The sequence below is a fragment of the Mesorhizobium waitakense genome (genome assembly GCF_056431085.1).
The window spans coordinates 97,487-115,829 of record NZ_JBWKME010000024.1; the positions used below are offsets into that span (position 1 = coordinate 97,487).

Sequence of the window (18,343 nt, forward strand, 5' to 3'; positions counted from 1 at the left end):
CTTTGCATGCTTCCCGGACGGAGAAGGATCAAAAAAATGAAATGTCTGAACTGCGTGTGCGCGGTGAAAATACCTCACCAGTACTACTTCTGCTCCCAGGAATGTTTCGGAGAGACAACTCGTAACACCAATTGGAGGATGTTGAGTGATGGCCTACCGCCTACTGGTTTTCCTGCTGGTGGCCAGCCCCGCACTGGCTCAGGACCACAGTTCCCACGTCCCCGCTGGCCCTCCCGAGGGCAATTACGGCCAGGGGCACGAGGAGTGGCACAGCATCTACATGGGGATGCATAACACGCTGGGTGGCTCTTGCTGCAACGGCGGCGACTGTCGGCCAACGGTCGCCAAGTTCGAAGGGGGAAAGTGGTGGGGCAAACTCAACGGAGTATGGACGCCAATCGAGCCATCCAAAAGGGTGCCTGAACACCCCTACTCATGGAACGAAACAGCCCACATTTGCGCGGCAGGGAACAGCGTTTACTGCTTCATACCCACTGACAACGGGACCTGAACCTCTCGCCTAGCCAGCCGGGTGCGTCGTTTCGGGGAAAAGTTCGCCCTGCTCGGGTTCCACCGGCGGTGATTTTGCGCCTCGCAAGCCACCCAGGAATTTACCGAGCCGGTCAAGATATATGTAGACCACCGGTGTCGTGTAGAGCGTGAGAATCTGTGACAGCGCCAAGCCACCCACGATCGTGTAGCCGAGCGGCTGGCGGATTTCCGATCCGGCGCCGGTGCCCAGCATTATCGGCACGCCGCCTAGCATCGCCGCCATGGTGGTCATCAGGATCGGCCTGAAACGTATGGTGCAAGCGCGGTAGATCGATTCCTGTGGACTGAGACCTTCATTCCTCTCGACCTGGAGTGCAAAGTCGACAAGCATGATGCCGTTCTTCTTGACGATGCCAATCAGCAGGATAACGCCGATGATGGCGATGACGCTGAAGTCCATATGGACCGCCATCAGCAACAACAAGGCGCCGATAGCGGCTGAAGGCAGCGTCGATAGAATCGTAATCGGATGGATCAGGCTCTCGTAGAGCACTCCAAGGATGATGTAGATCACCACCAGCGCCACTCCGATCAGGATTGGTGTGCCCGACAGCGCCGATTGAAAGGCTTGCGCGTTGCCCTGGAGGCTGGTTGCAAGTGAAGCAGGCTTTCCGGCATCGCGTTCGAACTGCTGGATAGCGGCGACTGCATTTCCGAGCGCCGCCCCGGGTTTTAGATTGAAGGAGATCGTGACCGCCGGAAACATGCCTTGATGATTGATCACGATCGGCGCAGCCTTCGTCATGCTGGTCACCAGGGCGCTCAACGGCACCTGCTGCCCTGTCGAAGAATTCAGATAGATATCCTTGAGCGCCTCGGGACCGTACTGGAATTCCGGGCTGACCTCGAGAACAACGTGATACTGATTGAGCTGTGTGAACATTGTGGAGACGATGCGCTGGCCGAAAGCATCGTCGAGCGTGTTGTCGATCGTCGACGGGAGGATTCCGAAACTCGACGCGACTTCGCGATTGACGATCACATCGAGCAGTGGCCCTGCATTCTCCTGATCGGTGGCCACGTCAACGATTCCCGGTATGGCTTTAAGCTTGTCGAGGAATATCGTTGCCCAATGGTTGAGCTCGTTGGAATCGGCATCGGCCAGAGTGTATTGATACTGCGTCTTCGAAACCCGACCGCCGACGGTGATGTCCTGTGCCGCTTGCATGTAAAGCGCTATGCCTTGGGTCTTGGCGAGTTGGGATGACAGCCGGCTGATCACCTGATCGGCGCTGACGTCACGTTGGTCGTTTGGCTTCAAGGCAATGTACATTGTCCCTCGATTGAGCGTGCTCCCGCCAGTTGCTCCTATCGAGGCTCCGACCGAAGCTACCGCCGGATCCTTCAGCACAATGTCGGTTATCGCCTGCTGACGCTCGGCCATAGCCGGGAACGAAATATCCTGGTCGGCTTCGGTGACGCCGATGATCAGGCCGGTGTCTTGTTGCGGGAAGAAACCCTTCGGGATGATGACGTAGAGATAGCCAGTGACAGCAATCGTTCCGAACATGACGAGCAGCGTCAAGAAAGTGTGCCGCAGGACGATCCTTAGCCCCCGTTCATACAATCTGAGCAGCGCTTCGAAGCCGCTTTCGCAAATATTGTAAAGTCGCCCGTGCCCGACCTTGGTCTCATTCTTGAGCAGACGCGCACACATCATTGGCGTCAGCGTGAGCGAGATCACCAGCGACAGGATCAGTGAAACGCTCACCGTCACGGCGAATTCCTGGAAGAGTTCGCCGACATAGCCTCCCATCAGGAATAGTGGAATGAATACTGCGATGAGCGACAGCGTAATCGAAATGATGGTGAAGCCGATTTCGCTCGAGCCCTTCAGCGCAGCCTCCATCGGAGTGAGGCCATCTTCGACGTGACGGACGATGTTCTCGATCACGACGACTGCATCGTCGACGACGAAGCCGACCGCGATCGACAAGGCCATAAGCGACAGATTGTCGAGGCTGTAGCCAAGCACATAGAGCACGGCAAAAGTGCCGACGAGCGAGAGGGGCACGGTTATTGCGGGAATGACCGTTGCCCAGAAATTGCGCAGGAACAGGAATATCACCATCACCACCAGAGCGACGGTCAGCATCAACGTGAACCGCACGTCTGCGACCGAGGCACGGATGGTTTGCGTGCGGTCTGAAACGACCGATACCTTGATGCCGGGCGGGATCGACGCTTGCAGTTGGGGCAACAGAGCATGAATGCGGCCAACCGTCTCGATCACATTGGCACCCGGCAGACGCCGGATAGCCAGCAAGATGGCGGGCTTCTTGTCAAACCAGCCGGCGACAAAGTGGTTCTCCGGCCCGTCGATCGCGGTGCCGATGTCGCGGATGCGCACAGGAGAGCCATTGCGATAGGCCACGATAACATCATTGTAGGCGTCAGGTTTGAGCAGTTGGTCGTTTGTGTTCAGCGTGAAGGTCTGACGCGGGCTATTGAGCGTGCCCTTCGCAATATCGACATTGGCCTCGCCGAGCACGTTGCGAACATCTTCAAGGCCAATGCCGCGGGCCGCGGCCGCTTGCGGATTGATCTGCACACGGATCGCCGGCTTCTGCTGGCCGCCAATGCCTACAAGACCCACGCCGGAGATTTGCGAGATCTTCGGCAGCAGAATGTTTTCCGCATAGGCATCGACCGTCGTCAGTGGAAGGGTGTCGGATGTCAGCGCGAGGACCAGGATCGGAGTATCCGCAGGATTAACCTTGCGAATGGTCGGCGGATAGGGGATGCCCAGAGGCAAATCGGGGCTTGCGGCATTGATCGCCGACAGCACGTCAACCGCGGCGCTGTCGACGCTGCGGCTGAGGTCGAACTGAACGGTGAGTTGTGTGCTGCCAAGCGCGCTGGTCGAAGACAGCTGGGTCACGCCGGGGAGTTGGCTTATCTGTTGCTCAAGCGGGGTGGCTACCGACGACGCCATGGTTTCGGGATCGGCACCGGGCAACTGCGCTGACACCTGGATCGTCGGAAAGTTGACGTTCGGCAAGGATGCGACCGGCAGAAGCTGGTAGGTAGCCAGCCCACACAGCAGCAGACCCACCATCAGCAGGCCTGTCGCGATCGGCCGGCGAATAAAAGGGGCCGAGACATTCACGGGATTGCCTGCTGCACTGCGCTTTGCAGGGCGGCTTCATCAGCGGCTTTGCCCCGCAGCACTTGAACGGGGGCGCCCTCCACGAGCTTGTATTGCCCGTCGACCACGACCGTTTCGTTCGCCTCGAGACCCGAATCGATAAGGGCTTGTCCCTCGGTCAACTGGGCAACAGTGACAGGCCGTATCCGCGCGGTTCCATCAGGGGCGATCACGTAGACATAGGAGCCGTTTGGACCTTGCTGCACTGCCGACCCGGCTACCGTCAGCCCCCCAGTGCGGGTATCAAGAAGCAAACGTACATTTACGAGCGCTCCCGGCCAGAGTTGGTTCCTGGCGTTCGGAAACGTGGCTCGGAGGCGGATCGTGCCCGTCGTCTGGACAATCTGGTTGTCGAGAAGCAGAAGTTTGCCTTCGTCGAGCTTGGTCTTGTCGTCCTGGCTGTACGCAAAGACCGTAAGCTGCCCCTTGGCCATCTGCTTCTGGATTTGCGGGAGCGTTTCCTCGGGCAGCGTAAAGATCAACGAGATCGGCTGGACCTGCGCAACGTCGACCAGACCAAAAGTATCGGTCGGGTGAATGATATTGCCTTCGTCGATTTGCCGGATACCCGTTACACCGTCGATCGGCGAGGTCAGACGGGTGTAGCTCAGATTGATCTGCTCGGCCTGTAGCAGAGCCTCGTCTGCCTTGATTGTCGCCTGGAGCTGAATTACTTCGGCCTTCTGCGTGGCTACCAGTTGGGAAGTGGCAAAGCCCTTCGCCAGCAGTGGCGTGTAACGATCCAGATCTGCCTGCGCATTGACGAGCAGCGCCTGGTCGCGATCGCGAGTGGCGGTTATCTGATCGATTTGTGCCTGATAGGGATCTGGGTCGATCTGCGCCAGCAGATCGCCCTTTTTCACGGTCTGGCCTTGCGTGAATGTGACCTTGGTAATCGGTCCTGAGATCAGGCTGTGCACTACCACGTTGTTGTAGGCGATCACCGTTCCTACACCGCGAAGGTAGATCGGCACATCGTGACTGGCTACCTTTCCGGCAATGACCGGAACCGCCGAGGCAGGACCCGGGACCGCCGCAGGTTCGGAATGGTCGTAGACGTGTTTGGCTGCAAGCCCAACGCCGCCGATCATGATCAGCAGCGCAGCAACAATGAAGGGTCGCTTGCGCATTGAGGGCTCCTACGACAGCGGCTCTTAAGGGATCAGTTTTTTCAGCAGCCGGATGTCGACGGCGTGCGGCTCGTGCCCGTCAGCCCCGTGCTGCCACAGGATGTGCCTGATACATTGAGCGTAGGAATCGCTACCTGTGGATTTGTTACCGGATCGGCCAACGCGGGTGTTGGAATGCCAATTATTGAACTCACACCCAAATTGCTGAGTTCCGAAGACCCAAGCGGAATCCCAACTGCGGCCCCAAGACTCGTGGACGATGTCCCGGTGGTCATTGATGGTGTCGCTGTGGTGCCGAAAGACGAAGCGCTCGACGCCGTCGAGTTGCAGGTGCCCGACGCTGTTGAAACCGTCGGGTTCACAAACGACGTCCCGCTCGTGGATGTGGTTGCGTTCATGCCTCCGCCGTCGAAAGTGGAAAGGGCGGAAGTCGCCGCGGCAACTTCGGAACTTGACGCCAAAACACTTGGCGCCAAGACATTGGTGCACCCGGAGTTGCTCAGGGAGCTATTCCCGATGCCCACGGTGCTACCCGTCAAGCCACCCGGATCGAGCTCGACCGCGCCCAGGGGAATAGCAACCGGGTTGAGGGGCGAACCTATTGCAGAGAGGGGCGATGTCATTCCTGTCGCGGGTGTGGTGCTGATTTGCGCCAAGCTCGGCCCGCTGAACAAGAGAGCTACCACAACGGTGATTAGCAAGATTGGCATCGCAACATCATTCTCATTTCGCATTGGAACTGCCATCGTTTCATGTGTCTAGGTAGGGCGGAGAACATCGTACTAATCCCACCGCCCTGACCGCTTGAGGCCAAGGATTTCATGTGTGTGGGCAAGCACTTCCTCGGGTCGTTGGGGGCGGATTTCGCCCGGTCAGATGGAGATGATGCCAGATGGAGGGGATGCGCTCTTCCCTAAAGGCGGCTGGATTTCCCTATTCGCACGCCGACCCCGAGCATTTGTGAGATCTGGACAAGGTCGCGCTCCTTGTCGGAATGGACCTCGCCCTTTCATCAACCCTACGATGCGCTGGCTGCTCAATACGAACATGTGCCAACCGCGACAGGGCGCGGGGTCGGACCATGGATTGGCGGCTGGAAAGGTCTACTAAAGCAGCGCCGAGCCTGCCAGCATTCCTTCCGATCTCGCGCGACGGCGCCCGGATATTCACGCGGCCACCGCCGACATCGGGGTGGCGGTGGCGGAATTCTATCGATTAAGTTGAATGGATCGGCGGCCTTCGATGACGGCCAATGCGATCTCAACCAATCTCGGCCCGAGCATTTCGATACCGATTTTCCAGGGCGGCCGGCTGAATTGGGTTACAGGCAAGAGTGCCAGATACCATTGGATCCGTAGTAACTCGGGTTCACAGCGTCGAACGAGCAGTAAGCAGTGTCGGTGTCGTCGTTCAACCAGAGCTGGCTATCATATTCCCGGTCGCCAGCTTCCCGACCGCCAAAAAGGACCTTGTGGTGCTGGCGGTTGCCAATGGCGCCGCTGCTGAAGTGTACGGCATGATCATCTCTGCCGCTACTGCGCGCCATGGAGACCGTCGCCGAGCCGATCGCCAGCATCACGCCCAACGTAATCTTCGCCAATGTTGTTGCTGATTTTCTCACGATATACTCCTTCGGGTTGAGAATTCATGGGCTTTTTGAACAGTATTTGTGTGTCGATCTCGCAATAACACCCGTGTTTGATAGATATATCCTGTATCTATGGGTGTGACCCGTTGGGTGCATGGTGGTATCGGCAGTGCGAAACGAAATTCCAGTCAGGCCGCGGTTCGGCAGACGTGCGAGCCAAATCCTCCAGTGTTCGAATCCGGTCCCCACTCGCATCGTGGAGTCCGGATTCGAAGAGGCCGTGGTGATTCACGGACAATATGGGTAAAGGGCGCGATACTCACTGTACGGGTACGGGTAACCGCAGTAGCCGTCGTCGTAAAAATCACTGCCGAAACCGCGGTGCCTTCCGAACCTATGACCGTCGCCGACATGGACACCACGGAAATGGCCGACACCACGGACATGGCCGCCACCGCCCATGATTGCGACACGACCGCCATTGCCAAAGCCTCCGACATGGCCGCCACCGCCCATGCTCATGCCATGACCGCCGCCAAAGCCGCCGCCACCGCCATGACCGCCGCCACCGCCGTGCGCCATCGAGACCGTCGCTGAGCCAGCCGCCAGCATTGCGCCCATGACGATCGTCGCCAGGACTTCTGTTGATCTTTTCATAATACGCTCCTTTGGTTGAAGCTTTCTTAGTCGCTGAAAGCAACATTAATATAGATACAGGAGACGATTTTCAGTATAATACGCTTGTTTGATGTGTATATATCTTGTAGCTACATATATTCCCTGTCGATTGCATGTGAGGCAGGCAATGCGCTCTGCGGGCAGTCCTTTGCGGCCTCGGCTGCAAGGTATCCTGCGCACTTTTGGGCGACGGCATTTGGTGCCGCCTTGATTGGCATTGCTCAGCGCCGATTTGGGCTCCGCGGCCGACCCGCCCCCGTCGTGTCATTAGCACTGTCGCCCATCCATTTCACACTGACAGCGGCCTGGGTTCATCCCGTTTCGCATGGACAGCCTTCACTGCATTCTGCAATTTTTGGAAGGCGCGCATCTCAATCTGGCGCACACGCTCGCGGGAAACGCCAAATTCGCTGGAGAGATCTGCCAAACTCCTCGGATCATCCGCAAGCCGACGCGCCTCGAGGATGCGCCGTTCGCGTGCGTTGAGCACGCCAAGCGAGTCGATCAGCGCCCTATGCCGGCTGGAAGCTTCCTCGAACTGAACGAGCTTGTACTCCTGGTTGTCCTCGTCCTCGACCAGCAAATCCTGCCATTGGCCTTCAGCCTGGCCGCGCAGGGGCGCATTGAGCGACCTGTCCCCGTCCATGCGGCGGTTCATGTAAACAACGTCCTGCTCCGTCACGCCAAGGTTGCTTGCAATGAGTTCCACGTGCTCTGGATGCAGGTCACCGTCGTCCAGCGCCGAGAGGCGAGCCTTGAGTCGCCGCAAGTTGAAGAACAGCTTTTTTTGATTGGGCGTCGTACCCATCTTCACCAGCGACCAGGAGCGCAGGACATAATCGCGAATGGACGCTTTGATCCACCAGATCGCATAGGTCGCCAAACGAAAGCCGCGCTCTGGTTCGAAGCGATTGACAGCCTTTATCAGGCCGATGCTGCCCTCCGATATCACCTCTGACATCGGCAGCCCGTACCCCCGATAGCGCATGGCAACTTTTGCAACGAGGCGAAGATGCGACACCACCAGTTGGTGAGCGGCCTCCGGATCATTGTCGTCGCGCCAGCGTTTTGCCAGCGTTTGTTCCTGCCCCGGCGTCAGCATCGGGAGATGTTTGATCTCGCCGAGATAACGGCGAAGCCCGCCTTCGTTCGACAAATTTGTCATTGCTGCGCGCGCCATGAAGCACTCCTTGCCTACCTCGCAGGGGATCAGTTGTTTCTCGACGCCCATAGACGTTCGATGTTGGCTTCTCTGTTCAGCGCTGCCGCGCTTTGCTGCTGCAGCGCGAAGGTGCACCCAAAGCTGCTAGCGCGCGCTATGAAGCACAGAATCGATACAGCTGATCATGGCCTTGCTGTCCAACGGCTTGCCGAAGAAGCCGATGACGCCCGTTTCCCGGGCGCGTTTGCGAAAACGTTCCTCTGGAAAGGCGGTGATCAAAATGGTCGGTATGTGATAGCCATGTTCGATCAGATGATCCTGCAGTTCTATTCCTGTCATTCCGGGCATCTGGATATCGCAGATCAGGCACGACGTATTTTCCAGATTAGATGACATCAGGAAATCCTCGGCCGATTCGAATGCAAATGCGATGAAACCCAACGATCTGACGAGGCTTGCAGTTGCAAGTCGAACCGACTCATCGTCGTCGACGATCGAGATCATCGCGTTGCGGGTCAATTCACTATTCCTCCGTGCTTGCCGATGACCCAAGCATTGCTGTTTCAACGACTGTTTCTCGGCGAGATATTGCGCCCGCGGTCACGAAAGCGAAAGTTATACAGAGGTGTAACAAGCTTATTTTCCAGGAGCGTCTATCCCCAGGGCTCCGGCCATCTTCACCAGGTCGGCCAGAGTTCTGGCGCCCATTTTCTTCATCAGACGACCGCGGTGGATTTTCACCGTGATTTCACTGAGTTGCATCTCGCCAGCGATTTGCTTGTTCATCAATCCAGTCGCGACAAATGCCATCACCTGGCGTTCCCGAGTGGTCAGGGTGCTCAGAAGGCTCTGCAGTTCCGACAGCGCCCGGTCTTGCTCTCGCCGTTGCCTGTCGCGCTCCAGAGCGCCGGCGACTGCATCCAGAATATCCTGATCACGGAAGGGTTTGGTGAGGAAATCGACCGCTCCGGCCTTCATGGCTCGTACTGACATGGGAATGTCGCCGTGACCGGTCATGAAAATGATCGGCAAGTGAATGCCTGCCTTGCCCAATTGCGTTTGAAATTCGAGTCCGCTCACCTCCGGCAGCCGGATATCGAGCACAAGGCAGCTTGGACCGTCGGGAAGCCGACTGTTCAGCAGCTCGGGAGCAGAACCGAAAAGCTCGACTCGCGTTCCAACAGATCGAAAGAGGCTGCTTAAAGCTTCACGCAGCGACGGATCGTCGTCCACGACCAGAACAGTCGGAGGCACAGCGCCGTTGCCGACTTGTGGTTGGGAGGGAGAGGCGGGGCGTCGGATCATGACCCGGCATCCTTTTCGACGCGTGGCAGGGAAAATTGAAATATGGCGCCGCCGCCTGGATTAGGCACGATCCATACACGGCCTCCATGTGACTCGACGATCGACCGGCAGATCGACAGCCCCATGCCCATTCCGTCCGCCTTGGTGGTGAAGAAGGTCTTGAACAACTGACGTGCATTATCGGGATCGATGCCTGGTCCCGAATCCTGGACCCTCACATTTGCCTGGTTCGATTCATCGATCGAAGTCGTAACGAGAATTTCTCGCAAGTCGTTGGTACCAGAGGCCATTGCCTGAATCGCGTTGATCAACAGATTGATCAGGAGCTGTTGAAGCTGGACACGGTCGCCAAGTGCGGGCAGCGCCTGGTTGGCTAGATCCAGTTTCAGGGTGATGCGATTTGCAACGAGTTCACGCTGCACCAACGTGAGTGATTCCTCGACGATCTCGTTCACGTCGACAAGGGCCATCTGGATGTCGCCCTTCTTGGACAACGCCCGGATTCGATGGACGATATCGCTGGCGCGTTGGGCGTCTGCGATGCTCCGCTTGACCGCGCTGCGGACCTCATCCAGATCGGGCTTGTCTCGATCCATCCATCGCAGGCACGCCTCGCCGTTCATAACGATGCCGGCAAGCGGCTGATTCACCTCGTGCGCGATCGAGGCCGTCAATTCACCCAATGTGGTGAGGCGTGTCACATGGGCGAGTTCCGCCTGGGCCTTCAGGACCTCGGTTTCAGCTCGCCTGCGCTGTGATATGTCCGTATTCGTTTCGAGAACCGCCAACGGTCTGCCGTCGGCATCCTTCTGCAGCGACCACCGGCTGGAAACGACGACGACGGATCCGTCGCGCTTCGCGTGCACGAGCTCACCTTCCCAGCGGTTGGAGCTGAGCAGTTCCCGATTGATCTGGTCGAGCCTAGCTGGAAAGACCGTCTGCAGGAGCTGATGGGTGGACTTTCCCACCGCGTGTTCGGCCGACCAGCCGTAAATGGCTTCAGCACCACGATTCCAATAGGAGATCAGACCGCCCATGCTGCGTACGAAAATCGCGTCATGCGTCAAATCGAGCAGTTGCGCCTTTTCGGATAGATCGGTCGAGGTCGACTGGTTTTTGAGCACCAGAAGGGCGGTAATGACAATGGTCGCGATGCTCATGACGCAGCGGCTGAGCGCGCCACCACTGGCTTCGCTTCCGTGAACAAGCCAGAAACTCAGCACGGTGAGCCCTACACAGGCGAGCGAACACAAGACGATGCCACGCCTGCGAAAGGCGGTGGACGCGAGCAGAACAACGACCACATAGAGGACCGAGACAGATCCCGCAAATGGATCAAATGTATCGACAGCGAATATTCCGGCGGCAAGAAGGTTGGCAAGAGGCGCCACCAGCCGCGAATTGCTCGATGCTCGCGGAAATAGTCTTTGCCGCATAAGGTCTCTGCCCAGCTTCTGGTCGACGCTTGCGCGCTGATCGACCTCCTTGTCGCACCGGTGTCCAGGTCTAACTTAGGCAGCGAAATCCTTTCTGCTTGTTCGAAATTGCGGTCGTCGGTGCCTGATTGCACCTTTGTCACGGCAACCGCGCCGCGAACCAATCCTGGGGATCGAGCGATCCATCAGCGGCACAGGCTTGAGAGCGAGCCTACAGCATCGGATCCGGCGAAAAGCATGCAGGCAAAACGCAACGCCCAAGTTCTGGCGGCGACACGAGAGGTATGACGACACAGGCTCGGTTGCGCCACGGCCACGATCATCGTGCGATTCAGCTATACCATGCGTCAACAGGAAAGACCTCGTCAGCGCCCGATCAATATCGTGTGCCTTGCGTGCAAATCGGACACTCATGCGGTCCGCGGCCGAACCAATTCGCGCAGTCGAGAAGCCCACCGCAGCAAGGAATGAAACAAAATGAGGATAGCCACCGATAAGATTTCCCGTCGAACCATGTTGGCTGCGACAGCAGCTGGCGGCTTGCTCACGACGGCGACACTGGCCCAGGCGCAAAACGGTGACCCGCTAGCCAACGGCCGCGGCGGCACCAACCCCGGTCCGATGGATCCTTCCCGAATAGCCCAGAATCCGGACCTTATGATCCCACCGAGCACGGATGCGGGCAGTCTGCCGAACCTGCGTTTCTCGTTCGACGATGCCCATATCCGACTGTCTGGCGGCGGCTGGACCCGGCAGGTGACCGCACGCGAGCTCGGCGTCTCCAAGGACATTGCCGGCGTGAACATGCGCCTGAATGCCGGCGGTGTGCGCGAGTTGCATTGGCACAAGGCCGCCGAGTGGGCCTATGTCCTCTACGGGAACGCGCGCATCACGGCAGTCGATGCCAGTGGGCACAATTTCGTCGACGACGTCGGCGCGGGTGACCTTTGGTATTTCCCGCCGGGCATTCCACATTCGATCCAGGGCCTTGATCCAGACGGGACGGAGTTCTTGCTGGTGTTCGATGACGGCGACTTCGACGAGGATAATACCTTCCTGCTGAGCGACTTTCTGAAGCACACTCCTCCCGAAGTGCTCGCCAAGAATTTCGGCGTTCCGGCATCCAGTCTTGCGAACGTCCCCGATCCCAGCGAGCTTTACATGTTTCCCGCGCCGGTTCCGGGGCCGCTCAGCGCAGACAAGATCGCTGGCGCGGTCGAGGTCGCGATGAGCTTCAGCCATCGCATGACGGCACAGGCTCCGATGAGGATGAAACACGGGACGGTGCGAATTACCGACAGCGCCGTGTTTCCTGTTTCCAAAGCAATCGCGGCGGCCCTGGTCGAGGTCGAACCGGGAGGGATGCGCGAACTGCATTGGCATCCGAACACGAACGAATGGCAGTACTACATCCAGGGCCAGGCCCGCATGGGGGTGTTCGCGGCGTCGGGCGAGGCCCGAACTTTCGATTTCCAGGCCAACGACGTCGGCTACGTACCCTTCGCCATGGGGCACTACATCGAGAACACAGGCAAAACGACACTGCGATATTTGGAGGTATTCAAGAGCGACTACTTCGCCGATGTGTCACTGAATCAGTGGCTCGCCCTTACACCGCCGGAATTGGTCCGCGCCAGTTTGCGCGTGGACCCGCAGTTTCTGCACGCCTTGCGTAAGGGGAAGTCGCCCATCGTGCCGGCCTAGAGCGCGTCGCGTTGAGCGGATTCGATCGACGCATTGTCCCGAAACCGCTGCGCACCTGCTATTACTGAATATTCTCCAGCCACGATGCTCGCCGTGTTGAGCAAATGGACGCGGCGGCGAGCATCACTTTGCGTCGGCTGGGCTATCGGCTGGATTGAGGTCCTGCAAGTTGGTGGCGAGGTGGCCGCCCAGCGCCATCAAATCCTGCGCCATCGCACGCCGACGTGCTCGAGATTCACTTGCTTGAGTGATCTGCAAGCCACACGTAAGCGCCCTGAAGAGTTCTGAAGTCTTCCAGGCTTCGTGCCGGGACGTCGCGATACGCGCCGACTGCCATTTCGCTCAGCGCCCGCCCAGGCCCGAGTTCGAGGAAGGCCGTTGCACCGCCTTCGATGCAACCCTGCAGGCAATCGGCCCATTGCACCGTTTGAGATATTTGCGCCGCCAGCTTGTCGAAACCTGCCTTGGTGTCGATGACAGGAGAGCCGTCGACTCCGCTCAAGACACGCGCGCCGTCAGTCGGAGAGCGCATCGGGCGAACATGGCGCAGGCTCGCGCGAAACGCGGCAGACGCCCCGGCGAGTCGCCCCGTATGGGAAGCAACCTCCACAGGCAAGTCGACAACCCTGGCTGCGTCCGCCTTCGCTTCGTCGGCAAGGGCCTCCAATGTCGCGCGGCTCCCGCCGAGGACGAAGGCGTTACCCGGATTGACGATAGCGATTGCGGCATTGTGCCGTTCGCATAGTCTCTCGATGGATTTGCGGGAAAGGCCACGAATGAAAAGCAGCCCGTCTCCACCGGGGGAAGCAGCATCCATGGCTTCCGCCCGACGCGCGACGAGGTCCAGCGTGTCGGTCGCGCCGAACAGACCTGCAACACCCCAAGCCGCCACTTCGCCGACGCTATAGCCGGCGACGGTCAGCCGGTCGAGCAGCGTGTCCCGCAGCGCCGCCGCGGCTGCCAGCGCCTGAAGCGAGCAGAGGATCTGGCCTATGCGGTTGCGGTGCAGGACGTCGCCGGATCCGGTCCGCACGATCTCGCGAGGGTCCTGGTCGCCGAGCAATGTTGCGGCATGGGCAAATAGACCGGCAGCTTGCGGAGCATCGGCGGTCAGGGCGAACATGTCCGGATGCTGCCGCCCCTGTCCGGAGCAGAGAATTGCAAGGACCATCGCCGCTATGGAAACATAACGGCGATGGCGATCGCCATCGTCACGATGCTCACGATGGTGCTGCCGATGACCATGGAGCCGACCGTCGAAGAGTCCAGCCGATAGTTCACGGCGAAAAGGATGCCGAAGAACCCTGCCGGCACGGCGGCGAACAGGATCGCCGTCCTGGCGATCTCAAAGGGAACCGGTAGCAGGAGCACGATCGCGACCATCAGGAGAGGTCGAACGATGTCGGCCAATGCGGTCGCGCCGACGATCTTCCAGTTGAACTCGAACGATTGAGCCGACAAGACCAAGCCGGTCAGGAACAGCGCTACGCCGGCTGCTGCCTGCCCTATCACCATCAGACAGGCTTCGATGACAGGATTGAGCGTCACGCTGCATAGCGAGAGCAGGATCCCAAGCGCTGGACCGAGAACAATGGGTTTTGTCAGTGCGCGCCTCAGCGCATCGAACATCGGCGCTCCTGGCGTCTTGACGGCGCCGTCCTCCTTCAGGCTGCCCATTTCGGCGACAACCAGTGTGATCGGAGTGATCAGGATCGAACCCGCGGCCATGGCAACGGCGACCGAAACCGGCCCCGTCGCTCCGAGCAGCGAGGATGCAATCGGAAGTCCGACACCGCCAAGGTTTGGGAAGGCAACGGTCAGAGCCTGTACCGACGCGCCCACCGTGCCCGTCGCCAGGAAAAGCCGCGCGATGGAGTACCAGGCAAGATAGATCAGCAGCATGACCCCGCCGAAAATGGCGAAGAGCGGCGCCTGGACAAGCAGCGCGCCACGCGGGGCCGACGCGGTCGCCGCGAACAGGGATGCCGGCAGCGCGAAGCTCATGACGAGCGTGTTGAAGCCGTCGACATGATGGTTTTCGACGATGCCGAATCTTCCGGCTCCATAGCCGAGGGCCATCACGAAAAAGACCGGGGCGAGCGCCAGCAGGATTGTATTGGCCATCAGGCAAGCATCCTTTCCTGCGCGTCGACGAACAAGGTCATGGCAAGGAGGTCCGCTGAGCCCCCGGGACTGAGCCGACGGGCAACGAAGCTCATATGCACAAAATGGGCGCGCTCTCGCCAACCGGGTGCGCCGACGCCGCCCTGGTCGAGGAAGCGGCGCGCGGCTCGACGCGCAAAGCCGAGACCGGAGAGGCCGCCACGGTGCAGCAGGGTGGTGTCCTCGACAACCGCAATGAGGGCGAAACATGTTTCGATGCGCTGGGCTTCGGCGTCGTCGGGAGCCTCAAGGACGCTCCTTCGCAGGGTGGGCAGGCCGATATGATAAATGCTGGGGAATCCGAGGGCAGCCTCGATCCGCGCACCACCAGCGCCGAAGCGACGACGGGCCACCTGACCGTGGCTATGCGGAACCATCGGTCCTTCGAATATGCCGCGGGCCCACAGCCGCAGGACCACGGTTCCCAACGGCAGCGTGGGATCCACCTGTCCGCCGATCCTGGCGCCGGCGGCCGCGCATAGCAGGCCCAATCCGAATATGGCGCCGCGATGCGTGTTGACCCCCGACGTCGCCGCAAGCATGGCTGCCTCGGCATCGAGGCCGATTTCCCTCAACGCGCCCATCGCGCAGCCAGCGGCGCCGGCTTCTGCCAAAGCCTGAAAGTACGGCCCGATGGCCGCGGCGCTGGCGCGAAATGTGCCGGCATCCATGTCTTCATGGCTGCCGGAATCGATGTGGCTTACAAGGCCCGGCTTGGGCCACGTCTCCAGCTCGTCGAGAAGGCAACGCACCGCGCTCGCGGCGATGGCCCCGGCATCCGGAAAACGTGGTACCAGCGCCTTTGACGCAAGCGGCCGCTCCGTGCCGAAAGCAAGGGCGACGGTCACGATGGCATCCCTTCAGAAAGAAAAAACTGCGTGTCGAGCAACGCCACATCGCTGACGGTCTTGACCAGAACCTCGCGCGGGCCGGCGTGAAGCTCCCGCCAGTTCGCGGCCGCGCCGTCATGGCGGATCAGCTCACCATCCAGCCGCATCGGCGCGGCCGCCTCGATCCGCGCCAGATCGGCGGTCAGGCGGCTAAGATCCGTGTCGCGATTGACCTGCAGCAGGAGGTCGAGATCGGAGCGGTCGGTCAGATAGTCCAATCCTGTGACGACAGCCAAGGCAAGGCTGCCGAACACCCTGGCTTCCACACCATGCCGTGAGGCGAGATCCTCAAGCTTGGCGAGCGTGGGTCGCCAAGCGCGTGGCGCCGACGGGCCAGCGGACCGCAGCGAGGGCGGCGGAGACTTCGACAGGATATCTTCGTGCCGCATGAGAAACGAAAGTCGCTTCTTTCCGGCAGAGTACGGCAGCGTAAGGCCCAAAGGCACGCCATCCCCCTCGCCCGGCACGGCACGTCGTCTAATGAGCGGCCAGCCTCTATCGACCCAGGACGAGACGAGCTCGTTCGCGGCGACATCGCCGCGTGTCAGCATCAGCGAACGCCACGCCGCCGGCCCGACGAGTATCAGATCGTGACGCCGCATCGGCAGTTCACCGGGCTTGAAGTGCGAGTTCACGGACACGCTCCGCGATGGCGTATGCCTTCGGCCGACCGCCGCGCTCCTTGCCGAGCGCATCTCGGCGGTCACGCGCATCCGGCATGTTCGCCAAAAGAGAGTCCAGCTGCTCAGCCAGCGGGGCCGCCTCATCCCAGGTGAGATGAACCGCGCCTGTCTGAGCAAGATTTCGCAAGCCCGGAGCAAACACCGGCGTGGACTTCGCCTTTTCCTGCAAAACCTCGATCGATAGCTTCGTCACCCTGGCCATGGATGGCAGATCCATCACCGCCGGATCGGCGGACGGCAGCCCCACCAGCACGCGGGTGGCCAGCGCCGTGGCGAGGAGGGCGCCGGCAGCGGAGTGGCCGTAGAGGAGACCGATGGCGGGTCGCCCGTGCATATCCGCATAGATGAGGGACTTGGCGAGATGAGCTAGGAACTCGTTCAAACCCAAAAGCTCGTCCCGCTTGCTCATGCGCTGGCTGTCACTGTCCGCCAGGACGAGGATCGGGGCGGTTCCGTTCTCAACCGACGCCAGGACGTAGTTCGAAAGGCGGATGGCCTCGTCCACGCCGAGCGCGGTCCGGTCCGCGACGCCGATGACGAGCGCCCGGCCTCCCGATCGCAGTGCGCCGGAACCTGACAGAACTCCGCCGCTGTTTTTCACGTCGTGGCCGTCAGGAAACAGCGAGGCGAGAATGTCATCGAGCGTCACGGCTGGACCTCCGGACTTTGTCAGCGAGAGCAATGAACTGGTCCGCGGGCAGCGCAGGAATGGAAACGGCGTCAGGAATGCCCTCTGCCGTCCAGATATCGACCGCATCCGGACAGGCGCCGAAGCGCTGCAACCGATCTTCAAGGCGGGATTGCTCGGCCTTCAAAGTGTCGATGCCGAAGGCACGGATTGAACTGAGCAGCTCCAGCGCGGCGTCGCGAAAGTCCTGGACAGTATCATTGACGAAAACTTCGGCGCCGCCGAGGAGCCGGCGATGCTTGCCGCCCATGGTCCGCCAGACCAGCGCATGGTCACGGGAGTCGAACTCCTCGACACCGCGATTGGTCTCGATCACCTCGGGACCAGACACCGAAATGCGACCCTGCTCGGAGACCGCCAACGCCGAACAGCAGCCAGCGATCAAACCGCCGCCGCCATAGCATCCGGACCGGCCGCCGATCAGCCCGATCACTTTCACACCTGCAGTTCGCGCTTCGATCACTGCGCGCATGATTTCGGCAATGGCAAGCTCGCCTGCATTGGCCTCCTGCAGGCGCACGCCGCCCGTATCGAACAGGATCAGCACCGGAACGGACCCAATATCGCGCGCGGCGCGCAGCACGCCGGTCAGCTTCGCGCCGTGAACTTCACCGAAAGCACCGCCCATGAAACGGCCCTCCTGTGCTGCGACAAACACCGGCGAACCGTCGAGCCTGCCGCGTCCCACAACGATGCCATCGTCGAACTGCTCGGGAAGATCGAAGAGCTTGAGATGCGGACTGACCTCGCGCTTCTCCGGTCCGATGAACTCGACAACGCTTCCGGGATCGAGCAGCAGCCGGACCCGTGTCCGCGCCGAGGACTCGTACCAGCTTGCGGTGCGATCCAGTTCCACCGAAGACGTGGTTTTCTGTCTGTGAGAGGCGCTCATTGGTCGTCCTCCTCCATTAGCCGGGCCGCTTGCGCCAGCCTAAGGGACACGGTGTCGGGACGCGCTCCGCCGTCATTGATGGAGAACCGGAGCCCGCCAGGCGAATAGCCTTTGACGAAGTCTGCGATCACGGCATCCCACACTTCGCCGAAGCCCGCCGCAGCAGTCCTGATCTCCACCAGGCATTCGGAGTCGGGCAGCACTCGTTCGGCCAGAACTTCGAGATTGCCGGACGCAACAACGCCGATGACGGCCAGTTTCCTCGTGCCGGGCCCCCGCTGGCGGGTGGTGTGGCGGAAGCTCAGGTCCTCCATGGTGGCTGTC

General features: G+C 60.1%; 17 protein-coding genes. 2 read left to right on the forward strand and 15 right to left on the reverse strand.

The features are described from left to right. Positions 1–520: 520 nt before the first annotated feature. Both AC07FD_RS08475 and AC07FD_RS08480 read right to left on the reverse strand, forming a co-directional pair. Entirely contained in the window at positions 521–3,661 is a 3,141-nt protein-coding gene (locus AC07FD_RS08475; protein ID WP_478349476.1) for an efflux RND transporter permease subunit, read from the reverse strand. Next, positions 3,658–4,830, reverse strand: coding sequence for an efflux RND transporter periplasmic adaptor subunit (locus AC07FD_RS08480; protein WP_478349477.1), 1,173 nt, complete (start codon positions 4,828–4,830; stop codon positions 3,658–3,660). Before AC07FD_RS08480 ends, AC07FD_RS08475 begins: the two co-directional genes overlap by 4 nt. Positions 4,831–5,004: 174 nt before the next feature. Between AC07FD_RS08480 and AC07FD_RS08485 the strand changes: the two genes are divergently transcribed. Continuing rightward, positions 5,005–5,592 carry a hypothetical protein gene (locus tag AC07FD_RS08485; protein WP_478349478.1) on the forward strand — a complete coding sequence of 196 codons (588 nt, stop codon included), beginning with the start codon at positions 5,005–5,007 and terminating at the stop codon, positions 5,590–5,592. A gap of 559 nt (positions 5,593–6,151) precedes the next feature. On the opposite strand, the gene AC07FD_RS08490 is transcribed toward AC07FD_RS08485, so the two are convergent. From AC07FD_RS08490 to AC07FD_RS08515, 6 genes are all read right to left on the reverse strand, one after another. After that, positions 6,152–6,451: a hypothetical protein gene (locus AC07FD_RS08490; RefSeq protein WP_478349479.1), complete on the reverse strand. Its 300-nt coding sequence runs from the start codon at positions 6,449–6,451 to the stop codon at positions 6,152–6,154. 255 nt (positions 6,452–6,706) lie between these two features. After that, positions 6,707–7,075, reverse strand: coding sequence for a hypothetical protein (locus AC07FD_RS08495; protein WP_478349480.1), 369 nt, complete (start codon positions 7,073–7,075; stop codon positions 6,707–6,709). Between the two features lie 310 nt (positions 7,076–7,385). Next, positions 7,386–8,276, reverse strand: a complete 891-nt coding sequence (rpoH, locus tag AC07FD_RS08500) for an RNA polymerase sigma factor RpoH (protein ID WP_478349481.1) — start codon at positions 8,274–8,276, stop codon at positions 7,386–7,388. Positions 8,277–8,402: 126 nt separating this feature from the next. After that, positions 8,403–8,777: a response regulator transcription factor gene (locus AC07FD_RS08505; protein ID WP_478349482.1), complete on the reverse strand. Its 375-nt coding sequence runs from the start codon at positions 8,775–8,777 to the stop codon at positions 8,403–8,405. Between the two features lie 117 nt (positions 8,778–8,894). Next, on the reverse strand, positions 8,895–9,563 hold the full coding sequence (locus AC07FD_RS08510; protein WP_478349483.1) for a response regulator transcription factor: 669 nt from the start codon (positions 9,561–9,563) through the stop codon (positions 8,895–8,897). Further along, on the reverse strand, positions 9,560–10,954 hold the full coding sequence (locus tag AC07FD_RS08515; protein WP_478349484.1) for a sensor histidine kinase: 1,395 nt from the start codon (positions 10,952–10,954) through the stop codon (positions 9,560–9,562). Before AC07FD_RS08515 ends, AC07FD_RS08510 begins: the two co-directional genes overlap by 4 nt. A gap of 522 nt (positions 10,955–11,476) precedes the next feature. Between AC07FD_RS08515 and AC07FD_RS08520 the strand changes: the two genes are divergently transcribed. Further along, positions 11,477–12,703, forward strand: coding sequence for an oxalate decarboxylase family bicupin (locus tag AC07FD_RS08520; RefSeq protein WP_478349485.1), 1,227 nt, complete (start codon positions 11,477–11,479; stop codon positions 12,701–12,703). Between the two features lie 235 nt (positions 12,704–12,938). Here the strand turns inward: AC07FD_RS08520 and AC07FD_RS08525 are convergent, their stop codons facing one another. From AC07FD_RS08525 to mdcC, 7 genes are read right to left on the reverse strand one after another with little or no spacing between them, the layout of a single operon-like run. After that, positions 12,939–13,874, reverse strand: a complete 936-nt coding sequence (locus AC07FD_RS08525; protein ID WP_478349486.1) for an acyltransferase domain-containing protein — start codon at positions 13,872–13,874, stop codon at positions 12,939–12,941. Positions 13,875–13,879: 5 nt separating this feature from the next. Next, positions 13,880–14,827, reverse strand: coding sequence for an AEC family transporter (locus tag AC07FD_RS08530; protein ID WP_478349487.1), 948 nt, complete (start codon positions 14,825–14,827; stop codon positions 13,880–13,882). Beyond that, positions 14,827–15,717, reverse strand: coding sequence for a triphosphoribosyl-dephospho-CoA synthase MdcB (gene mdcB / locus AC07FD_RS08535; protein WP_478349532.1), 891 nt, complete (start codon positions 15,715–15,717; stop codon positions 14,827–14,829). The genes AC07FD_RS08530 and mdcB overlap by 1 nt, the downstream gene beginning before the upstream one ends. After that, entirely contained in the window at positions 15,711–16,391 is a 681-nt protein-coding gene (gene mdcG / locus AC07FD_RS08540; RefSeq protein WP_478349488.1) for a malonate decarboxylase holo-[acyl-carrier-protein] synthase, read from the reverse strand. The genes mdcB and mdcG overlap by 7 nt, the downstream gene beginning before the upstream one ends. Further along, entirely contained in the window at positions 16,366–17,088 is a 723-nt protein-coding gene (gene mdcE, locus AC07FD_RS08545; protein ID WP_478349489.1) for a biotin-independent malonate decarboxylase subunit gamma, read from the reverse strand. Before mdcE ends, mdcG begins: the two co-directional genes overlap by 26 nt. Continuing rightward, complete coding sequence (locus tag AC07FD_RS08550; RefSeq protein WP_478349490.1) at positions 17,075–18,019, reverse strand: biotin-independent malonate decarboxylase subunit beta; 945 nt, start codon at positions 18,017–18,019, stop codon at positions 17,075–17,077. Before AC07FD_RS08550 ends, mdcE begins: the two co-directional genes overlap by 14 nt. After that, positions 18,016–18,333 (reverse strand): malonate decarboxylase acyl carrier protein, encoded by a 318-nt coding sequence (gene mdcC / locus AC07FD_RS08555; protein WP_477395753.1) that lies wholly within the window; start codon positions 18,331–18,333, stop codon positions 18,016–18,018. The genes AC07FD_RS08550 and mdcC overlap by 4 nt, the downstream gene beginning before the upstream one ends. Between the last annotated feature and the right edge of the window lie 10 nt (positions 18,334–18,343).